This window comes from Nocardia sp. PLKS1-43 (assembly GCF_059510335.1).
The window spans coordinates 1,668,595-1,693,190 of sequence record NZ_JCAJZQ010000001.1 but is presented as its reverse complement, the minus strand read 5'-3'; the positions used below and the strand labels follow the sequence as shown (position 1 = coordinate 1,693,190).

20 protein-coding genes are annotated in these 24,596 nt (G+C 68.6%); 14 read left to right on the top strand and 6 right to left on the bottom strand.

Features of this window, described 5'->3' with window-relative positions; all coding sequences use genetic code 11:
* The first annotated feature begins 44 nt into the window (after nucleotides 1–44).
* Nucleotides 45–923: a hypothetical protein gene (locus tag AC5WS7_RS08005; protein ID WP_495953662.1), complete on the top strand. Its 879-nt coding sequence runs from the start codon at nucleotides 45–47 to the stop codon at nucleotides 921–923.
* 15 nt (nucleotides 924–938) lie between these two features.
* On the opposite strand, the gene AC5WS7_RS08000 is transcribed toward AC5WS7_RS08005, so the two are convergent.
* On the bottom strand, nucleotides 939–1,442 hold the full coding sequence (locus AC5WS7_RS08000; protein ID WP_495953661.1) for a MarR family winged helix-turn-helix transcriptional regulator: 504 nt from the start codon (nucleotides 1,440–1,442) through the stop codon (nucleotides 939–941).
* A 114-nt stretch (nucleotides 1,443–1,556) separates the two neighbouring features.
* On the opposite strand from AC5WS7_RS08000, the gene AC5WS7_RS07995 reads away from it, so the two are divergent.
* The gene (locus AC5WS7_RS07995; RefSeq protein WP_495953660.1) at nucleotides 1,557–2,501 is read left to right on the top strand and encodes an NADP-dependent oxidoreductase; all 945 of its coding nucleotides are present in this window, start codon (nucleotides 1,557–1,559) and stop codon (nucleotides 2,499–2,501) included.
* 344 nt (nucleotides 2,502–2,845) lie between these two features.
* Nucleotides 2,846–3,643, top strand: a complete 798-nt coding sequence (locus AC5WS7_RS07990; RefSeq protein ID WP_495953659.1) for an SAM-dependent methyltransferase — start codon at nucleotides 2,846–2,848, stop codon at nucleotides 3,641–3,643.
* 261 nt (nucleotides 3,644–3,904) lie between these two features.
* Here the strand turns inward: AC5WS7_RS07990 and AC5WS7_RS07985 are convergent, their stop codons facing one another.
* A complete protein-coding gene (locus tag AC5WS7_RS07985) occupies nucleotides 3,905–4,120 on the bottom strand; it encodes an Rv3202a family protein (RefSeq protein WP_495953658.1) in 216 nt (71 codons plus the stop codon).
* Nucleotides 4,121–4,608: 488 nt separating this feature from the next.
* Entirely contained in the window at nucleotides 4,609–5,043 is a 435-nt protein-coding gene (locus AC5WS7_RS07980) for an Hsp20/alpha crystallin family protein (RefSeq protein ID WP_495953657.1), read from the bottom strand.
* 130 nt (nucleotides 5,044–5,173) lie between these two features.
* Here AC5WS7_RS07980 and AC5WS7_RS07975 point away from each other — a divergent pair, with 130 nt between their 5' ends.
* Nucleotides 5,174–5,518: a MerR family transcriptional regulator gene (locus AC5WS7_RS07975; RefSeq protein ID WP_495953786.1), complete on the top strand. Its 345-nt coding sequence runs from the start codon at nucleotides 5,174–5,176 to the stop codon at nucleotides 5,516–5,518.
* Between the two features lie 571 nt (nucleotides 5,519–6,089).
* Here the strand turns inward: AC5WS7_RS07975 and AC5WS7_RS07970 are convergent.
* Nucleotides 6,090–6,890, bottom strand: a complete 801-nt coding sequence (locus tag AC5WS7_RS07970) for a hypothetical protein (RefSeq protein ID WP_495953656.1) — start codon at nucleotides 6,888–6,890, stop codon at nucleotides 6,090–6,092.
* A gap of 2 nt (nucleotides 6,891–6,892) precedes the next feature.
* Complete coding sequence (locus AC5WS7_RS07965) at nucleotides 6,893–7,441, bottom strand: lipoprotein LpqH (protein ID WP_495953655.1); 549 nt, start codon at nucleotides 7,439–7,441, stop codon at nucleotides 6,893–6,895.
* Nucleotides 7,442–7,586: 145 nt separating this feature from the next.
* Between AC5WS7_RS07965 and AC5WS7_RS07960 the strand changes: the two genes are divergently transcribed.
* From AC5WS7_RS07960 to AC5WS7_RS07930, 7 genes are all read left to right on the top strand, one after another.
* The gene (locus AC5WS7_RS07960; RefSeq protein WP_495953785.1) at nucleotides 7,587–8,900 is read left to right on the top strand and encodes a hypothetical protein; all 1,314 of its coding nucleotides are present in this window, start codon (nucleotides 7,587–7,589) and stop codon (nucleotides 8,898–8,900) included.
* Complete coding sequence (locus tag AC5WS7_RS07955) at nucleotides 8,900–9,961, top strand: hypothetical protein (protein WP_495953654.1); 1,062 nt, start codon at nucleotides 8,900–8,902, stop codon at nucleotides 9,959–9,961. Before AC5WS7_RS07960 ends, AC5WS7_RS07955 begins: the two co-directional genes overlap by 1 nt.
* A gap of 251 nt (nucleotides 9,962–10,212) precedes the next feature.
* Nucleotides 10,213–11,754, top strand: coding sequence for a tetratricopeptide repeat protein (locus tag AC5WS7_RS07950; RefSeq protein ID WP_495953653.1), 1,542 nt, complete (start codon nucleotides 10,213–10,215; stop codon nucleotides 11,752–11,754).
* 32 nt (nucleotides 11,755–11,786) lie between these two features.
* Entirely contained in the window at nucleotides 11,787–13,019 is a 1,233-nt protein-coding gene (locus AC5WS7_RS07945; RefSeq protein ID WP_495953784.1) for a CHAT domain-containing protein, read from the top strand.
* A gap of 675 nt (nucleotides 13,020–13,694) precedes the next feature.
* Nucleotides 13,695–15,359, top strand: a complete 1,665-nt coding sequence (locus AC5WS7_RS07940) for a flavin-containing monooxygenase (protein WP_495953783.1) — start codon at nucleotides 13,695–13,697, stop codon at nucleotides 15,357–15,359.
* Nucleotides 15,360–15,414: 55 nt separating this feature from the next.
* A complete protein-coding gene (locus AC5WS7_RS07935) occupies nucleotides 15,415–16,290 on the top strand; it encodes an MFS transporter (protein WP_495953652.1) in 876 nt (291 codons plus the stop codon).
* 775 nt (nucleotides 16,291–17,065) lie between these two features.
* On the top strand, nucleotides 17,066–18,220 hold the full coding sequence (locus tag AC5WS7_RS07930) for an SDR family oxidoreductase (protein ID WP_495953651.1): 1,155 nt from the start codon (nucleotides 17,066–17,068) through the stop codon (nucleotides 18,218–18,220).
* Nucleotides 18,221–18,266: 46 nt separating this feature from the next.
* Here AC5WS7_RS07930 and AC5WS7_RS07925 read toward each other — a convergent pair whose 3' ends face one another.
* Nucleotides 18,267–19,793: an FAD-dependent oxidoreductase gene (locus tag AC5WS7_RS07925; RefSeq protein ID WP_495953650.1), complete on the bottom strand. Its 1,527-nt coding sequence runs from the start codon at nucleotides 19,791–19,793 to the stop codon at nucleotides 18,267–18,269.
* A 248-nt stretch (nucleotides 19,794–20,041) separates the two neighbouring features.
* Here AC5WS7_RS07925 and AC5WS7_RS07920 point away from each other — a divergent pair, with 248 nt between their 5' ends.
* The 3 genes from AC5WS7_RS07920 to AC5WS7_RS07910 all read left to right on the top strand — a co-directional run bounded on the left by AC5WS7_RS07920 (nucleotide 20,042) and on the right by AC5WS7_RS07910 (nucleotide 24,180).
* Nucleotides 20,042–20,365: a hypothetical protein gene (locus AC5WS7_RS07920; RefSeq protein WP_495953649.1), complete on the top strand. Its 324-nt coding sequence runs from the start codon at nucleotides 20,042–20,044 to the stop codon at nucleotides 20,363–20,365.
* Between the two features lie 621 nt (nucleotides 20,366–20,986).
* On the top strand, nucleotides 20,987–22,306 hold the full coding sequence (locus AC5WS7_RS07915) for a magnesium transporter MgtE N-terminal domain-containing protein (protein WP_495953648.1): 1,320 nt from the start codon (nucleotides 20,987–20,989) through the stop codon (nucleotides 22,304–22,306).
* Nucleotides 22,307–22,584: 278 nt separating this feature from the next.
* The gene (locus AC5WS7_RS07910; protein ID WP_495953782.1) at nucleotides 22,585–24,180 is read left to right on the top strand and encodes an NRAMP family divalent metal transporter; all 1,596 of its coding nucleotides are present in this window, start codon (nucleotides 22,585–22,587) and stop codon (nucleotides 24,178–24,180) included.
* Nucleotides 24,181–24,596: the final 416 nt, after the last annotated feature.

Below are 24,596 nucleotides of genomic sequence, written 5' to 3'. Positions count from 1 at the left end.
TAGTGCCGACCCGCAAAACACCGAGCACCATCCGAGGAGACCTCATGTTCCGCAGTTCCAAGCGACTGACCGCGATCGCCGCCCTGACGCTGGCCGGCCTCGCGAGCGCCCCGGCGCCGGCCGACGCGGGCCCGGGCGTATCCGCCGATGCGACCGGATCCGTCGAAAAGTATTTGGGCACATGGAATTACGATCAGCCGGACCGTGTCGGGCGAATCAATGTCGCCACCATGGACCTGTTCGGATATCGGCCCGATATTCCGCAGATCGGCACCATCACCTTCACTCGCGGCAGCGGGGACGAGGTCCTCGGCCACACCGATCAGGGCTGCACCTGGCATTTCCGGCCCGCGGGGGACGCACTGGAAATGACGTCCACCACCCAGTACTGCTTCAACCACGTCATCGGTTCCGGTTACAACATCGACCGCTGGCGCGTCACCGTCCACGGCGACGTCGAGCGAGAAACCTTGCACGCCAACAGTTATCTCGGCCCGGGAACCTTCGGATTCGATCTGGTCGACGGCCGCCGCAGCAACGCCGCCGCCAGTACCGGGACCGACACCGCGCGGCGTTTCAGCGGCACCTGGACCTTCGACCGCGCGCCTTTCCCCATCAACACCGCCACCAACTCCTATTTCGTACCCCTGCCGTTCACCCCCGCCCCGATGTCCGGGCCGGTCGCCTTCACGCCATCGGCGGGCGGCACCGTCACCGCGCATACCGCTGACGGCTGCGACTGGACGTTCCAGGCGCACGGAAACACCGCCGAACTGTCTCCGGCCACGCAGAGCTGCGGCACAACCACGCTGACGTTCTGGTCGATCGCCGCGGACATGCGGCACCAAACCGCGATCCTGGCAGGACAGCATCACGGCATTCCGTTCATGGTCACTTCGGGCTCCCTGACCAGGAAGAACTGACCGCGAGCGCGGGCCCTACGCCCCGCCCCTGCGGCGGCGTGGTGCTGCTGAACGGGGCGGTGTCGAGCGCATGTGGTCGCGCACCGGCGCCAGCAGGGCGGCCAGGGCCTTGACGTCGTCGGGGGAGAGCGGGTCGAACAGCAGGCCGCTGACGACCTCGATGTGCCCGGGCAGCACCTTGGCGAGCAGTGCGCGGCCGGCGTCGGTGATGGTGACGGTGATGCCTCGCTCGTCGTCCGCGGAAGGGGCGCGCACGACCAGACCCGCCTTCTCGAGCAGACCCGCCTGATAGGTCAGGCCGCTGCGGCTGTAGACGACGCCATCGGCCAGGTCGGTCATCCGGTGGCTGCCCGTCGGGGAGTCACCGAGGCGCGCCAGCAGCTGGAACTGCACATAGCTCAGATCGCCGGTGTCGCGCAGCTGCTGTTCGACCGCGTGCCGGAGCAGGCTGGTGACCTCGACGAGGTCGAAGTAGGCGCCGAGCTGCACGGGGTCGAGTGACGGCGTCGAGTCGGGCATGAACGGAGTCTACTGCTCCGCCCATACGCTCTTGCTTCGAATTCGAAGCAGTGATAGCGTGGCCGCAGTTGCTTCGAGTTCGAAGCAAATACCCGAAGTGAGAGTGAGAGTCCGATGAAGGCAGTGCGTTTTCACGAGTACGGCGCGCCTGACGTCCTGCGCTACGAGGACGTGGCCCAGCCCGTCCCCGGGGCCGGAGAGGTCCGCATCCGGGTCGCCGCGACATCGTTCAACTCGGTCGACGGCAATATTCGCGGCGGTTTCATGCAGGGGCCCATCCCGGTGAAACTGCCGCACACACCTGGCCTCGATGTCGCCGGCACGGTCGACGCGCTCGGTGCGGGCGTGGAGGGCGTCGCGGTCGGCGACGAGGTGGTCGGCTTCCTGCCGATGGCCGGCGACGGAGCCGCCGCGGAGTACGTCATCGCCCCGGCGGCCGCTCTGGCGACGGCGCCGAAGAGCGTCCCGCTGGCCGACGCCGCCGCGTTGCCGGTGGTGGGGCTCACCGCGTTCCAGGCGTTGTTCGACCACGGCGAACTGGCGGCCGGGCAGCGTGTGCTGATCAACGGCGCCGGCGGTGCGGTCGGCGGCTACGCGGTGCAACTGGCCAAGAGTGCTGGTGCTCATGTGATCGCCACGGCCAGCCCGCGCAGCGTGGCGGCGGTCGAGTCCGCCGGTGCCGACGAGGTCGTGGACCACACCGCCACCGACGTGCACGCGGCGGTGACCGAGCCGGTCGATGTCGTGCTCAACCTGGCCCCGGTCGACCCGGCCGAACTGGACGGACTGGTCACCCTGGTCCGGCCCGGCGGTGTCATCGTCAACACGACGGTGTGGATGCCCGCCCCGAGCGACGAGGAGCGCGGCGTCCGCGGTATCGACCTGTACGTCCGCAGCGATGCCGACCAGCTGGCGAAGCTGGTCGCGATGACCGACCGCGGCGAGCTGCGCATCGACGTCGCCGAACGGGTGCCGCTGGCCGAACTGGCGGCATTGCACGCCCGCGCCGCCGAGGGTGGGGTGCGCGGCAAGGTCGTCGTCGTCCCGCTCGGCGCCTGACTCCGGAAGACGTCGAGGAAGCGTTGCCCGGACCGGATGTTCCGTTGGGCCGCTGGCATTGTTCGGCGACGTCGATTCGATGGTGATTCTGCCCTGATTCGCCGCACGAAGTTCAGCGGCAGGTGCCGGCGTGAGGGTTCTGGCGCAGGGGTGCGATCGCGAATGGCTTGCAATGCATTGCGCGCCAGCGCCTTTTGTCTTCGACAACTCGGGTTGCGAAGTGCCGATTGGGCCGGGGCTCGAGTGTGATCGGTAACCGAGGTGAGGCCGGTCTGTAACCGTTCGGTTCCGGCCCGGCGAATCACGTAGCGGCAGAACATATCTGCCGACTACAGTGCCCAACCGTGATCACCGACGACGACGCGTTCAATGTCAACACCCCGCACACCGCCCGTGTCTACGACTACTACCTGGGCGGGAAAGACCACTTCAAAGCCGATCGTGTCGCTGGTGAACATGCCGAGCAGGTGCATCCGCATGTACGCACCTCCGCCCTCGAGAACCGAAAATTCATGCTGCGCGCGGTGCGTCACCTGGCCGGGCAGGGCGTGCGGCAGTTCCTCGACATCGGGACCGGAATCCCTACCGAACCCAATCTCCACCAGGCTGTTCAGGAGGTCGAACCGGCCGCGCGAGTGGTTTACGTCGACAACGACCGCTTGGTCCTGAGCCATGCCCGCGCCTTGATGACCGGCACCGATGAGGGGCGCACCACCTATGTGCACGCGGATGTCCGGCAACCCGACTCGATCCTGACCGCCCCGGAACTACTCGAGACCCTGGATCTGTCGCAGCCGGTCGCGGTGTCGGTGATCGCGATCGCGCATTTCCTCGACGACCCTCAGGATCCATTCGGCATCGTCGCCCGGTTGATGGCCGCGGTCCCGGCCGGTTCGTATCTCGTAATGACCCACGCCACAGCGGATTTCGGGCCCGAGATGGGGGAAGTGGCGCGCGTCTACCGCGAGTCCGGAATGACCGCCCAGGTCCGCACCCACGACGAATTCGCCCGCTTCTTCACCGGCTTGGACCTCGTGGCCCCCGGAATCACCACCCCGCACCGGTGGCATCCGGACGTCACCCCGCCAGAGACGATGGACGGTCAGGTCCAGTTCTACGCCGGAGTCGCGCGCAAGAACTGACCGCCGCCCGCTCGATTCGGGGTGTGCCACCAGCGCCCGGATGCCCGGCAATCCGGGGCGCCCGGCGCGATCGGTGATCAGGCGGCAGGAGGCGGGACCGGCGCGGAGGTGGACGCGGGGATCGGTGTCAGGGCACCGTCCATGACCTCGGTCCACCACCGCTCGAGACCGCTGGGGTCGGGCCAGTGGACGACCGGGGCGCCGGGGTCGTCCGGGGGTGGCGCGGAGGCGAGGCCTGCGGGATCGGTGCGGCGGCTGTGGTCAGCGGGCGAGGCAGTCGTAGTCGTCATCGTCGTGTGGAATGGTCCATGCTTGTTCGATGCGGTCGGTGAGGTCGGCGGGATCGATCGCCGCTCGCAGGTCCTCGGCGGGTGGCTGCAGCGTCGCGGTGTCCAGGCCGATGTCGAGGTCGCTGTCGCGAGCGGGAACGCTCTGGTCCGCGCGGTCGAAGTCGCTGCCTGCGGGGGCGGCGGTCACGGCTGTCTCCTTCCCTCGAGAAGTCACCGGATGGTCGATCCGAGATAAAGGTCGGGTGAGCCCGGAAGCCCTTGTGCTGACCGAGCCCACCCGTCGGCGGAAAGAATCGTGAACGTGTCGGCAGTGCTCCCGCGAGGGGCCGGCGCGCCGGGCCCGCTGCTTGCCACGACGGTGGCAGTGCACGCGGCGGACGGGATGTGCTGACGTCCGGGTGCCGGTGGTTTCGAACCGGGCCCGGCCGCCGGTCCCCATGTCGCGGAAACGCTTCTACGGAGAACGGTTCGTGTGCTCTGCGCTGTTCCTTGTCGTCGACGGACATCACCTCGCTCTCGCTGCTCAGCGGACAACCGGGCTTCGCCTGGCCCCGGGCGGGCTGCGCTGGCGCGCCGGTCGGCGTCCACGCAGCTCCGGGCCCACCTCGGTCACCGGGTGACAGGTGACGCACTTCGTCGCGGCCGTCATCACAGGATCACCTGTGCTGCCGCGGGTCAGGCGTTGATGGCCTGACGGTCGTCGTGGCGGCTGATCTCGATCTTGCGGGGCTTGGCCTTCTCCGCGACCGGAATCACCAAGCGCAGCACCCCATCACGGTACTCCGCGCGAATCGCATCGGTATCCAGATTCTCCCCCAGGAACAACTGACGGCTGAACACCCCACGGGTGCGCTCCGCGGCGATCATCGACCGATCCGGATCCAACTGCGCACGCGAAGCCCGCACCGTCACCACATTGCGCTCGATATCCAGATCCAGCGAATCCGGGTCGATACCCGGCAAGTCGAGTTCGGCGACGAATTCGTCCCCCTCACGCCAGGCGTCCATCGGCATGACCGCCGGCCGCGCCGACGTACCGAACACCTGCTGCGTCAAACGATCCAGATCCCGGAACGGGTCGGTGCGCATCAGCATGGTCGCCACCTCCAACACTCCATTCTCTGTCGACGGTGATCAGATAACCTCTGTCATCTGACTCAGATCTTTTTTAGCACTCACATGAGGTGAGTGCAAGCATCGCGCGGAGTTAATCTGGAAACGAGAGAAAGGAACGTCGATGCTGCCTGATCGACACGACAACCTGCCCGGCCACCGGCCGGGCCCGGGGCAGGGGGTGTACGGAATCTCGGTGGCCGCCGAGTTGGCCGGGATGGGAGCGCATTCGCTGCGCCTGTACGAGCAGCACGGCCTGGTCACCCCGGCCCGCAGCGCAGGCGGCACCCGCCGCTACAGCGATGACGACGTGGCGCGGCTGGCGCGCATCGCCGCCCTGACCGGACAAGGAATCAACCTCGCCGCGATCGCCCGCATCCTGGACCTGGAGGACGCCAACACCGCACTGCGCGACACCAACGCCGCGCTCACCGCCGAGCGCGATCGACTGCGCGGCCACCGCGATTCGTGACGAGCGCCGCCCCGTCCGGCCCCGGACGGGGATTTCCCGCCGTGAACCGTTCTCCTCGACGAAAGTGCCACTGCCGCTGCCGATCTCGCTCGCGTATGAGCCGGGATCGTGCTGGACGTGCCGCCCCGATCCGGAGAGCCGGCCGGCGTTGTCCCGGCAACCGGCTGAATACGCTCCATGAAGGAGTCCGCGGCGTCCACGATCCGGATCTGCTAGGCCGGAAAGCGCTGGCCACCATAGGAACCGGCCTCAACCGCATATCGGCTCAGGCGAGAAGAACGTCGAGAACGAGCACGACCGATGTCGCGATCGAGAACGCGAGAAGACTATGGCTCCCAGCGTGTTCCGGTCGCCGGTGCGGATGTGGGCGGCGATCGCGCCCCGCACGGCCGCACGCGCGAGGAACCGGTAGCGATGCTGACGGAATGGGCGCAGGCGCACGGAGAAGCGCTCGTCGACTTCCAGGAATTCACGGCCGCAGACCGCCATCGAGGTCGCTGATGCAGCGCGGCCGGAGCTGTGCGCGGGGAAACCGCCGCGGCTGGGCCGCGGCGGTTTCTGTTGTGCCGGTTCAGGATTGGGCCAGTAGCGACAGGACGAGGTTCTCCTCCGCGTCGGGTAGGTAGTGCACCTGGACGATCCGGCCGATCTGGACCAGCTCGACGCTGGTGGAGGGCACGAACTTCTCGGTGCGGGTGCTGAAGGTGCTGCCGTCCGGCCGGGTCACGGCCAGACCCAGTACCACCTTGGCGTGACCGTCGCGGATCTCGCCGGGCACCGACAGTGACTGGACGACTGCCTGGGCGGCGACGCCCCGGGCGGCGATGTCGAGTTTGCCGCGGCTGGTGAGGCCGCGCCGAATCATGTTCTCGTTCCACGCGTTCTGCATCGCGGCGCGGTCGCCGGACCGATCCAGCTCGACCCTGTCGGTACGGCCGGGGATATATCGGACCGGCAGCACGACACCGGGGCGCAGCAGTGCGAGCTCGGTGAGCGGCACGATGATCTTGGCCTGGGAATCGAAGGTGTCGCCGTCGGCGCCCTGCACGCTGAGTTCCAGGCGGATCTGCGGTTGGTCGTTGACGGTCACTCCGGTCTGACGGACCGATGTCACGGTCGCGATCCCTACCGGACCGTCGCGAAATGCCGAGCTGTTTCGCCCGGTGAAGGCCTGCGCGATGCCCTCGCCGCTGAACGCGAACACGATCGGAACGACGGTGAGCGCGGTGATCGGCAGGGCCATCTGCCAGCCGACCCACCCGAAGGCGCCGCCATCGAGGTCGTCGGACCGGTACGTCAACCCGTGCCAGAGGTAGTACCCCACCGCGGCGACGGCCGCGATGAGCACGAGCGCCCGAATCCTGCCGGTCATGATCATCCTCCGATCACGGTCGGGCAGGCGAAGGTGATGTCGAACTTCGCGGACTTCGCGCCCGCGAGGGGATTGCGCGGGTCCGGGGTGCCGACGCCCTCGCCGGTGATGTGGAAGGTGTTGCCGCTCTTGGCGACCGACGCCGATCCGCCCGGCGCGCCCTTGCCGAATCCGATGGCGTACGGCAGCCCCGACGAACCGCCCTTACTGCCGGTGATGCCCACCGCCTGCACGGTGTTGCCGCCGGTGACGGTGGCGCTCACGGCCAGATTGCCGTAGGTCGAGTTGCCGGTATCGGTCATTGCGAGCGCGAGCAGGCCCGCCTGGTTCGCGCAGGTGGTCGTGAAATTGCCGGCGACCGGCTTGCCGTCGACGGACAGCGCCGAGGCGCCCGGGGTCGCGGACGGCGCGGATTCGGCCGAGGTAGCGGTAGGCGATGCCGCCGCGGGGGACGGGGACTTCGACGAACTGCCGCAGCCGGTCAGGGCCAGGGCGAGCGCCGCGGAGGCGGCGACGGCGGCGGTGCACAGACGAAAGGGCTTGGTGCTCATGGGTTTTCCTCCGGATCGGTGCGGCTCGCGGGTGGAGCCGATGCGGAAAACCTAGGAACGATTGCCGCCCTACCGATCCCAGGTTTTCGGGGTGGAGCGGCACGGAAATACCGTCTAACCTGAGCGAATGCGACGCCCCCGCGATATGGTGCTGCACGAGGCCTGGTGTGCGCTGGACGGCGTCGAGGCGCTCAGCGGCCCCCACGGCGGCCCGTTGCGCCGCACCATCAAGCTGATCCTGGACCCGCTGGTGATCCGCCCGGTCCGGAATCCATCGTGTGCCGGTCCGATCGTCACCGACGAGGGCGCGGCTCGAGTGGTCGCCCTGGTGCATGCGGCGGCGCCGGTGCTGCGGGCCACCGCCGAGTGGTTCACCCTGCTCAAGCAGGTCCGGCGGAGGCTGCGGATCACCGACGGCAATCCGCAGGACCTGTACTTCCAGCGTTGTTTCGAACTCGCGACCACGATCGGTGCGCCGGATCGGTCCCGGCACGGCGAGATCGCCGAAGCGACGCTGCTGGAGCTGCACGGGTTCGCGGCCGGGCGCACCACCCGGGCGTTGCGGGAGTATCTGACCGGGCCGGAGCGCGCCCGTGAGCTGACCGACCTGATCCGGGTGGCGTGGCTGCGCAGGCCGTTGCACGACGGCGCCCGCACGGACCGCGCGGCACAACTCACCGCGCTGCTGGATGCCTGTGCCACCGCACGGGGGCGGCCCCTGCGCGACGGCGGGCGGGCCGCGCTCGGCGAGCTGCTGGCCGGGCACGCCGGAACCCGTGCCGGGATTCGGTTGTGGTTCGCCGAAACCTCGCCCAGTGCACAGCATCTCGGACTGACCGACTATCCGGCGCCCGCACCGCCGCCGTTGGGCTCGACCGCGTCCACGGCGACCCTGCCCAAACCGTTCGATCGCTCGATCTACGAGCGGGTGTTCACCGTCCTGCAGGCCGACCTCGATCGGGCCGATCTGCCGACCGTTCCCGAATTGGTAGCGGCGGAGATCGCGCGCAGCTGTGCCCCCTGGGCGCTGCTCGACGAGTCACTGCGGCTGGCCGCCGCGGCGGGGGCGGTCCTGGCTGTGGGGCTGCGGCCGCTCGGCGCGGATCCGATGACCGATACGGCCGCGCAGCGGGTGATCAACGGGCGCTGGCGGCGGGAGGCGTACGTGCTGCAGGCCCGCCGGTTCGCGGTGCGGACATCGGAGGAGATCGACGGCCCGTTGGCAGCCGTCGCCGCCGACCTGCGCACACCCTGGCGGCCCTATCTGCGCCGGTTGTGGGTCCGGCTGCACGGCCGCGACGTCCGCGAGCTCGCGCTGGGGGACGGAGCCGAGCTCTGGGATGTGCTCGACGGAGTGGCCAGATCGGTGATGCTCGATCACCGGATGCGGGTCAAGCAGGCGCTCAGCACGAATTCCGCGGGGGCCGCACCGGATTCGGCCGAATCGAGGGTGAGCTGATGACCGACCTGATCATAGTGCGCGGCGGCCCCGCGGGCACGCTGTTCGCCGGCCCCGAGACCGCGCCGGTGCTGGGCGAGGGCGCCGCACCACTGGATACCGCGGTGCTGGAGGTGCGCGGCGGACATCTCGCGTGGAGCGTGCTCGCCGGGCAGTCGTTTCCGGCGGCGGTCATCGACGACGCGGATGCCGCGCAGGAGTGGATCTGGGCGGTGTACGGCGCGCAGATCGCGCTGGCTGTGGCCGATTTCGACGGCGCGCCAACGACATTCGTGCCCGAACCCGCCTTACCCGAACTGGTCGCGCGTGCGCGCAAACTCGGCTATGCGCACTGGGTGGCGCGGTGGTGGCCGGCGTCCACTCTGGACGGCATACCCCCGCTCGACGAGCGGCTGATCGAAATCGACATCGCGACCCTCACCAGCGAATGCGACCTTCTCGTCGACGGCGCGGACGCGCTCGCCGCGAGCACGGACGACGACCTCGCGTCTCGGCCCGGCGCGGACCGCGCCGAAGATCTCGTGCCCCGGACAGATCGCGCCGATGATTACGCGCTCGCGGCGGGTTCGGCGGCCGGCACAGCCAGCGATGCGCTGATCCTGGCCCGCGGCGTCGGCGGTTGGGACTGGCGCAGGTGCCCGCCCGGCATTGTCGACGCCTCGGAACGAGCGTTGTCCTGGGAGGTCGGACGGCGACCGGGCGCGACGGTGTTTCAGGTGTCCGCCGTGGCGGCGCCCGGCTCGGGTTCCAGCGTGCCGCCGCACTTGTGGCCTCGGGCCGAGGTCCGCGGTGCCGCCGGAACCGTCGTGGCCGAGCTGACCTTGTCCGGTGACGTCTGGACCGGGTCGGCGCCCGCTCCGGATGGGTGGGAATCCGCAGTGACAGTGGACGTACATGTGCCCGGCGTCGGCGCCGGCGAAACCGTCGATCCGGGCGATGCGCGAACCCGCCCACAGCTCAGGGAATTCGCCGCGGCCCGGCTGCGCGACGCGGGCACGACACCGGACGACACCACACTGCTGGCCGAGATCGCGGCCGCTGCCACCGATACGGACTTCTGATATGTGTTGCAGCACAACGGAAATTCCGCCGTCCTCGCGCCCGCCTGGCCTATGGGGTCGTGGTCGCGAACCGAAGGCGCCACGGTGTACCTGTATTTCCCGCGTGCCCGCGGCCGGAAACCGGCGGCGTGCGTGCGCGGATTCCGGGCACGCGTCCCCCGCAACGACGAGAAGCGAGTTCGGTACACCTGCTGTGTCGAGACCGTGGCGTGCTTCGCCGGGCGATGCCGTCGGAACCGGGAAGCCCTGAGATGGACGAAGTCGCCGAGTCCGCGACGAACCCGCAGGCCGCCGCCATTGATCGCGCTGGCCGCGATCTGTTGCAGGCCGGTGCCGCGGCCTATCGAGGTGGCGATGCGGCCGGGGCCCTGCGGATCTTCGAGGATGCGGCCCGGGGCGGCTCGGGCCGAATGCGGTTGGCGGCCATGGTCAATGCGGCGAGTATGGCCGACGAACTGGGTGAGCACCGTCGCGCGGTGAGCTGGTTCCGGAGCGCACTGGCCGAGATGCCCGCCGACGCCGGCGCGATGCGGCCCACCGCCCTGCTCAACATGTCACAGGCACTGCAGCACCTGGGCGATCTCGACCAGGCGCAGGCCGCGCTGACCCAGGCCCGATCGCTGCTCACGGACGATCCCGAACACGGCATGCTGCGGGTGTCCTGCCTGCTGTCGTGCACCGCGGTGGCGATTCATCGCCGGCAATGGGTGCACTCCATCGAACTGGCGACCGAATCCCTCGATGCGGCAAGGCGTTTCGCCCCGCAACTGGCCGGGCATCCGCTGATGAATCTGGCCGCGGCCTACTTCGAGACCGGGCGCGGTGAATTGGCTCTGGACTTCGCGCAGCAGGCGCTGGATGCCTTCGCAACGGCCCGGGACCACAACGGTGTCGCCGAGACTCAGCAGAACCTCGCGCTCATGCACATCAGATCGGGGCGTCCGCAGGAGGCGGAGCCGCTGCTGACCGCGAGCCAGACGTATTTCGAACGCAACGGGCTGGGTCCGCGAGCCGGGATCGGGCTGAAGGCACAGGGTTTCGCCGCCGAGATGCGCGGCGAGAATGCGCAGGCGTACCAGCTGTACCGGCGCAGCCTCACCCAGTTCATCGCCTCCGCGGCGGTGCTGGAGGCCGCCGAGGCACGCCTTCGCGTTGCGACAGCGGCCTTTTCGCTGGGCCGCCACGACGAGGCAGCCCGGCTGCTCGGGGAGTCGTTTCGGGTCTTCGCCGAGCACGGCCTCGGATTGCACTGCGCACAGGTCGATTTCTGGCATGCGCGGCTGCTGGAATCGACGCTCACCGACGCCCGGTCCGACCCGCACACGCTCGCCGAGGCACTACGGCTCGCGGTCCTGTCCGCGCTGGCGATCGACGCCGTGCGCCACACCTTTCCGAGTGGCGAACAACGCCATCGCTGGAACCGCGAACTCGCCGAACCCGCCATGCGGACCGCGTTCCGGCTCGCCTACCTCCGCGGCGATGCCCGGCTCGTCTCCGATCTCATCGAAACCCGATGCGCGGGGGCCCCGGTGCGACTCACCGAACAGCCACCCGAAGACCCGGCGCGCCGCTGGACGACGCTGGAACCACAGGAACCGCCCGACGCGCTCAGCGGCACTCTGACCATGGCCGCCGCCTTGGCCGAGGTCGCGGCGGGGGAGGGGATCGCCATCGCCGCGCCGCCACGCCTGCGGTCCGAACCCGGTGGCCGCATCGTCTTGGACGACTACATCGCCGAGGCCGAACGCCGGTACGGGCGCCGCATCCGCGACGACCGGGTGCTGCCCCTGTGACCGGCTCACACCAGCCCACGGTGCTGGTCCGCATGGCCGACGCCGGCGATCACTATGTTTCCTGGCGCTGGCGGGACCACAGCGCGAGCGCGGGGGTGGCGGCGATACCCGAGGCGCAGGTGAACCAGGCCGTCGCCGACGTGCGCGCGGCACTGCCCGACCCTTCCGCGGAGCGGATCGAATATGCCCTGACCGCAGGGGCATTCGCCGACTACGACGCCGAACATGATCTCGCCCAGGCGTTGTCGCGAACGCTGCTCCCGTACGGCCTCGCCGCACAGCTGTACGACCTGTACATCCGTGGCGTGCGACCGCACATCAGGCTGCAACCCGCACCCCGGACGGCGCAGATCCCGTGGGAACTGCTGGCGCCGGATCCCGGCCTGCGCCTGCTCGACATCGCCGATATCAGCCAGCTCGCACCGACCGGCCTGGTGCATGCGCCAGGACGCACCGCGCGATCGTGGGCGCAGTCCCGGCACCTGCCGGTCGTGGCCGTGCTGGACCCGCGCGTCCCGGGATTCCGTGCCGATTCGGGCCTCGGTTCGGTGCTGGGACGAATGCCGGCGCACGCGCCGCTCGCCGAGCATATCGCCCGATATCTCACCCGTGATCGCCTGCGACCGGCGGTATCGGATCCGGTCGAGGTCTTTCGCCGCGAGGACCAGGATCGGGCCTGGCTGGGTGCGGCGCTGCGGGCCGGGGCCTCCCGGCTGCTCTACGTCGGCCATGTGACCGCGGCGGAGCCGGAGTCCGGGCGCAGCGAGAACGCCCGCCTGCACCTCGCCTGCACGGCCGGCGCCGTCGGCTTCGCCGCGCCGGAGCGCACCCACAGGCCGCTGTCGGCGAAGGATCTCATCCTGGGAACCCACACCCTCGACGGCGAACCACGGACCGGCCCCGAACTGTGGCCGATCCCGAGCCGCGTGGCGCTGATCGCCTGCGAGAGCGGCGGGGACCTGCATTTCGGCGAGACGCTCGGCCTGCTGGCCGCCATGATCAACGGCGGCGCCGAACTGGTGACGGTCGGCCGCTGGGCGCTGCCGACCGACCTCGCCTACCAGCGGTTCGCGGGCGTGGACGCCGACTCGCGACCGCTGCAGGAGACCATCTGCGCCATCGACACCGCCCATGAACAGCCCAACCCCGTCGCGGCGCTCATGCGATGGCAACGCGAGCGCCTCGCCGCCTGGCGCGAGGAGCGCTCGGTACGCGATTCCCCGCTGCTGTGGGCGGCATTCGCCACCGTCAGCGCCACCGGGTGACGGGGTGGAAGCCACGTCGTGCTGCCCGGTGTCCTCGGGGCCTTCGGGCGACTCGCGATGAGCCAGGGCGAGTAACGGCGTGAGCCGAAATTTCTGTCGCACAGCCGGTTCCGGCCTGCCGTAGACGAATCGCCGAGAACGCGCGACGTGGTCCCGCGTCGCTCGGTATGTCCGGCGGCGTTCGACATCGTCGGCGAAGTCGCTGGAGATGAACCTGATCCGGCGCTGTGAGAGTTGCTCGGAATGAAGTGCGGGCGGGTCCGCGGTGATCCGGTGGCATCGGAGCGGCCGGCGGATTCGGCTGTCGTGCAGCGGCTGTCGTGGTGAGGGCAGCGGCGGGTCCTATTCCTGCAACGACATGCGCTCGACCCGCTCGCGTTCGGGCTGTCCGGCAGTCGGCTTCGCGGTCGCCGTGCGGAACAGCGAACGCGCGCAAGGATGTTCCGCTAATCTGCAATCGGTACCGGTCTGGCAAACTCGAGTTCGGCGGGCTCATCCGCGCGCCGCGCAGTTCGTGACATCAACCGAGCCGCAGCGACATGAGGGAGGGGGCGAGAACTCCTGCGGCGTCGGCGTCCACCACATCCGGCCACCACCTCACGCCCGGCCTTCCTCGACCAGGTGCTGTCCGGGCGTCCCACGGCGACTCATCGAAAGGCAGGTCCCACGATGACAATGACCTCGGAGCACACCGCATTCTCGACCGGCCGGCAGGCTCGCGAGATCGATGCGGTCGTCGTCGGAGCCGGATTCGCCGGGCTCCACATGCTGCACAGGCTGCGTGAACTCGGGCTCTCGGTCCAGGTGTACGAAGCGGGCGGCGGACTCGGCGGGACGTGGTACTGGAACCGCTACCCGGGCGCACGCGTCGACGTGAAGAGCATGTATTACAACTACTCGTTCGACCCCGAGCTCGAGCAGGAGTGGGAGTGGACGGAGAAGTTGCCGCCGCAGCCGGAGTTGCTCCGCTACATCAACCACGTCGCGGATCGTTTCGATCTGCGTAAGGACGTGCAGTTGCGGACCCGGGTCACCGCTGCGGTCTACGACGAGTCCGCCGCGCGGTGGCGGATCACGACCGATCGGGGCGAGGTCGTCTCGGCGCGGTTCGCGATCATGGCGACAGGTTGTCTGTCGGTGCCGAAGATGGTGGAAGTTCCGGGCATCGAGACGTTCCGGGGCCGTAGTTTCCACACCGGCAACTGGCCCGAGCAGGAGGTGGACTTCACCGGGCGGCGGGTCGCGGTGATCGGCACCGGTTCCTCTGGGGTGCAGGTGATTCCGCTGATCGCCGAAGCGGCCGAGCAGCTCACCGTGTTCCAGCGGACCGCGAACTATGTGCTTCCCGCCGGCAATCACCCGATCGATCCCGAATTCCAGCGCGGGATCAAGTCGCGCTATCGCGAAGTGCGCAAGGCCAACCGGGAATCGGGCTTCGGCATCGCCCAACCCGAAGCCACCAAGGGGGCGCTCGAGGTGAGCGAAGAAGAGCGAAATGCCTTCTACCGCAGGGTATGGGAGGACAAGGACAGCGAACTGGTCAGCATGCTGGTCGGATTCACGGACCTGCTCGCCGACGAGGCCGCCAACGAGACCGCCGCCCAGTTCATCCGCGACCGAATCGCCGAGATCGTGGCGGATCCGGCTGTCGCCCGGCTACTTCAGCCCGCGGGCCTGTTCGGCGTCAAGCGCCCGGTCCTGGGAACCGACTACTACGAGACCTTCAATCGTCCCAATGTCCGGCTGGTGGATGTTCGCGCGACCCCGCTCACCGCGGTCACCGAGTCCGGACTCGAGACGACACGGGAGAGTTTCGAGTTCGACGACATCATCTATGCCACCGGATACGACGCGATGACCGGTGCGCTGGCCGCGATCGACATCCGCGGCCGGGGTGGCGCGTCGCTGCGGGAGAAGTGGGCCGCCGGGCCCGTCACCTACCTGGGTCTGGCCGTGGCCGGCTTTCCGAATCTGTTCACCCTCACGGGCCCGGGCAGCCCTTCGGTCCTGTCGAACATGATGGTGTCCATCGAGCAGCACGTCGACTGGGTGGCGGACGCGATCGAGATGATGCGGTCCAAGGGCCTCACGGCCATGGAGGCCGAGGTCGACGCGGAGCAGGAATGGACTCGGCACGTCGGCGAGGCCGGCGATATGACGCTCTATCCGAAGGTGGACTCCTGGTATGTGGGATCGAACGTGCCCGGCAAGCCGAGGGTGATGTACGCGTACATCGGCGGCGTCGGAGCGTATCGCGAAAAATGCGATCAGGTCGCCGCCGACAACTACGAAGGTTTCACCCTGTCGGAGAAATCCCAACAGCCGCAATCGGTTTCGTGACCCGGTTCACGGCGGGGTGGTCCGGTGGCGAGAGAACGGAAGCTACGGTGAGCATATGTACGTGATGCCGCCACAGCGGACCGAGGCCCGGCCGAATGGCGGCCGGGCAGCGGGGATGCTGATCGGGCCCGGATTCGCCGCGATCATCGGCCTGGCCATGCTGACCGCGGTGTACCGGATCGACGGAAAGTCGTTGATCCAGTTGGAATTCCACATGTCCAGCCGGGCGGTGCTGCTTACCTGCGTCGTCGCATATCTGGTCGCGGCGATACCCGCCGTGGGACTCGGCTTTGCGATCGGTGCGCGATTCCCGGCAGCGGTGACCCTGCCCGCGATCGGCGTCATGCTCATCGGCGCCGTGGTGACCGCGCTCGCCGCCGGCAGCGGCATGCTGCTGTCGGGGCGCGTGCTCGGCGGGCTCGGCGCGGGGGCGACCGCCGGAGTGGTGACGGCGCTGGTGCTCCGGCTCAACGGTCGGCGAGGTGTCGCGGCCGCGGTGGTGGCGGCGCTCGGCGTGCTCGCCGCGGTGATCGCACCCGCCATCGGCCAGTTGATCTCGGACGTGGCCAGTTTTCGTTCGGTGTGGCTGGCGGCGGTCCCGTTCTTGCTCGTCGCGCTGATCGTCAGTGCGGTGAGCGCAATCGCCTCGGCTGAACGCCCGGTCCGCTCGGCTCCGCACGGCGTCCCATATTCATCGCCGGGGCCTGCGCAGTACCCGAATCCAGCTCTCTACGGGACGCAGTATCCGCCCCAGGGGCCGCCCCAATACCCGAATTCGGCTGCCTACGGCGTGCCGTATCCGCCGCAGGGGCCGCCCCAGCACTCGAATTCGGCTCCGCACGGCGTGCCGTATCCGCCGCAGGGGCCGCCCCAGCACTCGAATCCGGCTACCCCCGGCACGCCCTATCCGCCGCAGGCGCCTCCTCTTTGAGCCGGGATCCGCGATGCGGATTTCGACCTGGCTGGGTTGTGGGTAGTCGCCGACCTGCCCGGCCTCCGGCTGTCATTCCTGTTGTGGGAGAGGCTGATTGACAGCCGATGGCCGCTGAGGTGACCAACTGGTGTAAGGCGGATCCGGCGTGCCGGTGTTCGAAAATGCGCGAGATCTATTCCCGCACAAGAAGTTCCAGTCGGCAAGATACTTCGTTGATCTACCGCCACGGTTGTGTGGTAGCCGAAGGAAGTTCGCCACGATCGATGCAACGGCAAGTCCGAGGAGGCGGATCGTGACGGGGGCCTCGGTATGAGCGGCCCCGTCCACAGGTCGCGATCGGCGTTGCACCGAACCGGTGCCGAGCCCGGACCGGCGGTGATATAGCGAGCGGTGCTCTCGGTGGCCGAACCGAGCGCGCCCGGATCGCGGGCTCAGGAAACCGCTCGTGGACAGTCACCCCCGGGTAGCGATTTGGCCGGCACGGACATTGGCGTAACTGTGACACGAACGGCGCCGGTCGCCGGCCAGTGTCGTTGCCGCCCTGTGAAACCCAGCTGACCAGCGGAAAGACAACCGGGTAAACGCGCGGAGGTGATCGGTCGATACCGTGCGGTCCGGGATAAACCGGGATACCATCCTCCAAATTATTGAATAAGGACTATTCGGGAACTGAGCGGTCGAAGGCCGTAGCTACAAGAATCCGGGAGGACTCATGCCTGGAGAGTGCGGTCGGCAGAACGTCTCGCCGCTTCCGCCTGGTTTGACTGCCGACGTGCGGTGGAACCGGTCGGTCTCGATCCGGCCACCCACCGGGGCGGTGCACACCCCGCCGCAACGGGTCCTGTTGACCGGCGGGACGGGTTTCCTGGGCGCCTACCTGCTGCACGAGTTCCTCGCTCGGACGGACGCGAGGATCTACTGCCTGGTCCGGGCGCGCGGACACGCCGAGGCGCTCGACCGGATCGTATCCGCCCTGTGCCGATACAGGCTGTGGGACCCGCGGCACAGCCAGCGGATCCTGCCGTTCGCCGGTGATGTGTCCGAGCCCGGATTCGGCCTTCTGGCGCGGGAATACCGGGCATTGTGCAGGTCGGACGTCATCGTGCACAACGCCGCCAAAGTCAATCACGTCGAGCCCTATTCCCGGCTGCGCGGCGCGAACGTGGAAGGGACGCGCCAGGTGCTCGAACTCGCGGCCGGCGGCGGAATACCGGTCCACTTCGTGTCGGCGCTGTCGGTCGCCGCGGCCTGCGAACGACCCCCGGCCGTCCCGGTTCTCGAGTCGGCCCGCCCGACATCGGCCGAAGTGCGCGGCAATGGTTATGTGCTGACCAAGTGGGCGGCGGAGGAGTTGGTCGCGCAAGCGGGTGAGCGGGGACTTCCGGTCGCCGTTCATCGGCCCGATCGCGTCTGCGGCGGCGCGATGACCGGAGCGGTGAGCACCGACGACGCCTTCTGGATCCTGGTGCGCGCGGCGGTGATGCTCGGTGCGGTAATGCCGGAGTCCGCCGAATTCTCCCTGGTTCCGGCGGATTATGTGGCGGCCGCGATCGTTCACCTGGCCACCCACGGTGGCACGGGCCGCACCTACCATCTGACGAATCACTCCACCGCTGCGCTGACGCTGGTGTGGGAAAGGTTGCGCGCCAACGGATTCCCGCTGACCACGATGCCTCTGGCAGATCTGGCCGCCCGGTTGACCAGTGTGGCGCCCACCGATCAGGGGCTCGCCCGCGCCGCGGCCATCCCCGTGCAACGCTCGGTCGGCGAGGTGCGTTTCGACGACAGCAATACCGCACATGCTCTGGCCGGCACCCCGATCAGGTGTGCGCCGATGAGCGCCGAACTCATCGACCGCCACATCGAGTACCTCGTCGACGTCGGTTTTCTGCCATCGCCCGTCGCCGCTGCCGGGGCGAGCGCGTGATTCGAGCTGCCGGCGTTTGCGCACGGCGCAGCGCGAACTGCCGTGCTCATCGGCCCGGTCGCGGGTCTTGCGCGGTCGTCGCGGGGGCGAGCTGGGCCAGAGAATGGGTCGCGGGGCCTTCCAGCAGCGAGCCGTCGGCGGCGAACCGGGAACCGTGCAGCGGGCAGTCCCACGATCTTTCCGCGGGGTTCCAGCGCACGATGCCCGCGAGGTGCGGGCAGACCGCGGACACGGTCGTGGTCGTGCCCTCGACGGTGCAGGTGGCGGCCGGGCGCGGCAAATGACGTTCGACGCGGCCGGTTCCCTCCTGTGGTGGCGCCGGGTCCGGCGAGGTTCGGGTGGCGCCGAGCCAGCCCGCTGAGAATTGCTGAGCGACACCGACATTCGCGCGGAGGGTGGCCGGCAGCGTTTTCCAGTCGGACGGTCGCCAGGTGGCGAAGGCGTGCGACCACTCGGGGGTGTCGCCGGTGAGGTGGCCGGCGAGCAGGTGCGCGGCGGCGACGCCGTTGGTGAGGCCCCATTTGGCGTAGCCGGTGCCGACCAGGATGTCGTCGCGGCCCGGCAGCAGTGGGCCGGCGAAGGGCAGTTCGCCGGCGGGGTGGTAATCCTGCGCGGACCAGCCGGCCAGCGGTTCGGCATCGGGGAACCATCGCGTGGTCCAGGCGATCAGGTCGGCGACGGCCTCGTCGGTGCGGTCCTTTCGACCGACCACGTGCCCGTTACCGCCGACCAGCAGAATCCGACCGTCGGCGTCGGGTACCCAGCGTATCGAGCGGGTGGGCTGCCCGGCGTTGATGTACATGCCTTGCGAACTCGATTCGCTGACGCGGTACGCGGTGAGATAGGAGCGTTGTGGCACCATGCGGGCGAAGAAGCCGCCGCGATCCAGAATCGGCGTGCCGGTGGCCAGGACGACGGCCCCCGCCCGGACCGGACCGTGCCCGGTCTCGACGATCTGCTCGCCCGCCTCCCCGGAGTTCACCGTCCGGACGGGACTGGATTCGTAGAGGGGCACGCCCTTGGCTTCGCACGCGGCGGCGAGCGCGGTCAGCAGGGACATCGGGTTCACCTGCGACTGATCGCCGAGCCGCACCGCTCCCGCGACCGGGAACGGCGCATCGATCTCGTCGACGAGCTCCACCGGCAGGCCCGCCGAACGCAGCACATCGTATTCCCTTCGCACAGCGGCGAGTTCGCGCTCGGACCCGGCGTAGGTGTACGCGTCGGTGTGCTGAACGGCCACGTCCGCACTCGCACAGAACCGGTTGAGCCATCGGTGGGCAGAGTGATTGGCGTCCAGGTAGGAGCGCAGCAGCTGCTCGGGGTGGCGGTGGCGGATCTGCTGTCCCCGAATGCCTTGCAGCACACTGATTTTGGCGGTGGTCGCGCCGGTGGTTCCGGCGCCGATGCGGCGGCCTTCCAGCACCGCGCATTCGACTCCGCTCTCGGCCAGCAGCAACGCGGTGACCAGGCCGGTGAGTCCACCGCCCACGACGAGGACCTCGTACCGCGAACCGGGAGGCACGGCTCGGCGGGCGGCAGTCGGCGTCTCGATCGTCCAGATGGATGTCATCGTTCTGTCTCCCGGGTCGGCGGCGCGGCGAGGTGGGCGAAACACGGGCGGCGGTGCTCGGCTCCTGCGCCGATCCGCCGAGGTGGAGCGTTCGGGTCGGCATACCCGGACGTCGCGCAGTTATTCGCCGTGGGCGGGATCGTTGTGTTGTGTCATTCGGTGTTCTCCTCTCGCGGGTGGGAATGCGGTACCTTTCCGCGGACGGGAGGGGATCGGCCGCTCCTGGTTCGAGATTGGGTTTTCCACATATGACATCGCTGGTGAAGCGCGCCGGTCTGCCGCTCGCGGTTCTGGCATCCGCCGTCCTCCTCGCGGGCTGTGGCGGTTCCTCCAAATCGTCTGCGGCGCAGTCTGATAGCGGCGGTGCCGACACCTCTTCCGCGATCTACCAGAAGGAGTGCAAGGCGATGCAGCCGATCTTCTCGAACTCGAGCGTGCCTGCCGCGGCCAAGGATCCGGAGAAGATCATCTCGCAGTTCGAGTCGGGTCCGGGCTGGAGTGCGCTGACCAAGCAGCAGCAGACCGATGCGGTCGCGGGTATCCGTAAGGCCGCCACGGGTTCCTGTAACTGAGGTCCGCGCAGCGTCTCCCGGGCGCGGACGCGCGCCTGATCTGTGCTGCTCGGTCATCGACGGCGATCCGGCCCGCGCCGCCGGCTACCTGGGCTCCCGCGAGTAGGTCCTGTGCGTCGCGATCAACGTACCTGCCCGCCCGGCCACGGTCGTGGGCCTGCGCTGCCCGACGATCGTCAGGGCGCCGAGGGTTGCCTGTATGTCGCCACCGCCGCGGACAACCTCGTTCGCGTCGATCCCACGGTGCCCGCACCGTGCGACCGGCGGCCCCCTCGCGGCGGTGGCGGTGTCTCCCGATGGGGGCCGCGACCTCGTGGTCGCCACCGGCACCGGCGATGTGCTGTGTGTACACCATGCGCTGACACTGTGTGTTTTGCGCGCCCAGCGATGAGGTTGCCCGAGACGCCCGCACCTGTGACGGCGACGCACTGATCGATGGTTCGACATCGCCGCCGATGGTCCGGAAGTCGTGGTCGGTGCCGAGGGAAGCGAGCCGGGATCCGTCGCCGGGTCGAGTGTGGAGGTTGTGGTGCTCGACTTTTGCCGCGCGTGAGCCTCGAGCAGCGGGCAGAATGTGGGGCGAAGGCCAGCCTCGCACGAAGCATCGACTCGGGAGCCCCGATGACGAAGCCCACATCAGATCTGTCGCCGGTGACCGCGATGATCCACCTGTCACAGGTGCTGAAATCGCCGGTGATCGCCGCATCGGGGGACACCATCGGCCGGGTGGAGGATCTGGTGGTCCGACTGGTCGGCCGGAATTCCTATCCGCCGATCACCGGTGTGGTGGTCGGGGTGGGCGGGCGGAAGGTGTTCGTTCCGGCTCGTACCGTGGACGATCTGCGTGCCGATCGAATCACGTTGTCGCGTAACAAGGTTGACCTGCGTGCGTTCGAACGTCGCGACGGGGAGGTGCTCCTGCGCGCGGACATCATGGGGCACAGGCTCATAGATGTCGCGGCCGCGGAGTTGGTCCGTGCTTCGGATGTCGAACTCGACGACACCGGCGACGGCTGGGTTTTGGCCCGGGTCGACACCAGGCCGCGTGCGCGGTTGTTCGGGTTGATCAAACCCGCGGGCGGGCATGCCGAGCGGGATTGGAAGTCCTTCGAGCCGCTGATCGGGCACAGTCAGTCGCTGACCCAACGCCGCCTTGCCGGTCGGTTGCGGTCGCTGAAACCGGCCGAGCTCGCCGATCTCCTCGAGGAGGCCGACAAACGAGAGCGTGGCGAGATTCTCGACCATGTGCACGACGATCCGGAGCTCGAGGCCGATGTGTTCGAGGAACTGGATTCCGAGGAGGCCAGTCGCCTGCTCGATGACAAGTCCGACGCCGAAGTCGCGGCGTTGCTCGGCCGGATGCGCGCTGACGACGCGGCCGACGCGGTCGCGGACCTGCGACAGTCGCGGCGTCGCAAGGTGCTGGATCTCATGCCGGCTCCGCAGCGCACCAAGGTGATCACGCTGATGGGGTTCAACCCCGACAGCGCCGGCGGGCTGATGAATGTCGACACCGCATCCTGCGGACCTGATTCTACTGCGGCGCAAGCACTCTCGGTGATCGCTGAGGCACGGGGGGTGCAGCCGGAAGCGCTGCTGAAGGTGCATGTGCTCGACGAGGGGCGCTTGATCGGCGTCGTTTCGGTGATCCTGTTGCTGCAGGCCGACCCCGCGACACCGGTGCGTGAGTTGATGGACACAGACCCGGTCCGGGTCACGCCGAAGACCGATGTGACCGATATCGCCCTGCTCATGGCGGACTACAACCTCTACGCGGTGCCGGTGGTCGACGCCGCCGACCGTGTGCTCGGCGTCGTCACCGTCGACGACGTGCTCGAGGCCGCCATTCCCGAGGACTGGCGCCGCCGCGAGCCCGCACCCCGCCCGATCCGCGAACCCGCACCGCCCGCCGACGTGTCCGACGGCAGCTCGGCACTATGACGAACGCCGACGAAAGCCGCTCCACCCCGCTGGAAACCACGTCCGAACAACAGCGTGACCCGCAGGGCCAGGACACCACGCAGCCAGGCACTGCCCCATCACAAGCCGCGGGGCCGGACAATTCGGCGCCTTTGGACGCGCCCGCCCCCGGGCGCGATTCGGCCACGACGAGGGCAGCCGGCACGCCGCCGGCTCCGCCCGCCGAGGACGGTCTCGCTCCGCGGCAGGAGCCCGCGGCGCCGAAGTCTCGGACCGCACCGTCCGCGCGACCCTCGGCGGTGCTGGATTCGGCGCACCTGGGCAATATCGAGGGCGCGTTCGGGCGCATCGATGTCACCGAGACCGACCGGCCGCGCACGCTGCGGACCAGGCTGCTGACTCTCGCGGCGATCGTCGGTCCCGGTCTGATCGTGATGGTGGGGGACAACGATGCCGGTGGCGTGGCCACCTATGCCCAGGCCGGGCAGAACTACGGCTACAGCCTGCTGTGGGTGCTGCTGCTGCTGATTCCGGTCTTGATCGTCAACCAGGAAATGGTCGTGCGGCTCGGCGCGGTCACCGGTGTCGGGCACGCCCGGCTGATCAACGAGCGTTTCGGGCGCGGCTGGGGCTGGTTCTCCGTCGGCGACCTGTTCGTCCTTAACTTTCTGACCATCGTCACCGAGTTCATCGGCGTCACCCTGGCCGCGGACTACATCGGCATCTCCAAATACGTGGTGGTGCCGATCGCCGCGGTCGCCCTCGTCGCGATCATGGCCTCGGGGAGCTTCCGGCGGTGGGAACGGGCGATGATGGGGTTCATCCTCATCACCCTGCTGCAGATTCCGATGCTGCTGCTTTCGCATCCCGAATGGGGAAGAGCCGCAAGAGATTTCGTGGTGCCGGGCGTGCACGGTGGATTCACCTCGGAGGCGGTGCTGTTGATCATCGCGATCGTGGGGACCACGGTGGCGCCGTGGCAGCTGTTCTTCCAGCAGTCCAATATCGTCGACAAACGCATCACGCCCCGGTTCATCGGCTACGAACGCGCGGACACCACCCTGGGGGCATTCGTCGTGGTGATCGGCGCGGCCGCGCTGGTCATGACCGCTGATTACGCGGCCCGGGCCACCGGCACCGTCGGGAAGTTCGTCGACGCCGGGCAGATCGCGCACCTGCTCGGCCACGCCGACCGGGTGCTGGGGCCGATCTTCGCGATCGTGCTGCTGGATGCCTCGATCATCGGCGCCGCGGCGGTGACGTTGTCCACCAGCTACGCCTTCGGCGACGTGTTCGGCATCAAACACTCCCTGCACCGCGGCTTTCGCGACGCGAAGCAGTTCTACATCTCCTACATCGCGATGGTCGCCCTGGCCGCGGCGATCGTGCTGATCCCCGGCGCCCCGCTGGGTTTGATCACCACCGCGGTGCAGGCCCTGGCCGGACTGCTGCTGCCCAGCGCGAGTGTTTTCCTGCTGCTGTTGTGCAACGACCCGCAAGTCCTGGGGCCGTGGGTCAACCGGACCTGGCTCAATCTCGTCGCAGGCCTGATCGTCGGGGTGCTGTTACTGCTGTCGGGCATCCTGATGGCGACCACCCTGTTCCCGAACCTCGACGTCGTCACCACCGCCGAGTACCTGGCCTCGGGCATCATCGTGCTCGCGATCCTCACCGCCGTAGCCCTGAAATGGCTTCAGCGCCACTCACCCGCGCCACCCCCGGCGCCGGTGGTCGACAAGTCCGAAAAAGATCGTTGGCGGATGCCGCCGCTGGCTCTGCTCGAACCCGTCACCTGGTCCGCGGGAACCAAACTCGGCATGCTCGCCCTGCGCGGCTACCTCGTCATCGGCGCGATCCTGCTGCTGGTCAAAGCCGTCCAGCTCGGCCGGAGCTGACCCGAGTCAGCGGCCGGGCCGGTGAAACCACCACCGCGCCGACCACCGACCACTACCACTGCGGTGTCGACCCGCCGATATCAACGCGACCGATACCCCCACGAGCAATATCAGCACCACCGCCGATCCGGTCAGCACCTCGGAGCGGGAATAGTCCGGAATGCGCCCACCGACGGCTCCGAGGCTCGACACGAAGCCGGCCCCCAGCTCGAGACAATATATCGCACGCACATGCACCACCGCCCTTCGCCTCACGGCGTCACGACGAACACTGCCCGAACATGCCGACACACCCACGATAGCGCTCCCGAACCCAGTCGATGACCAACCGAGACCTGCCGGCAACGTCAGGGACGCGAGGGACCGATACCCCGCGCAGGGAGGGGAGATGTCGGTTGGGTTCGAGTCGCGGGCAC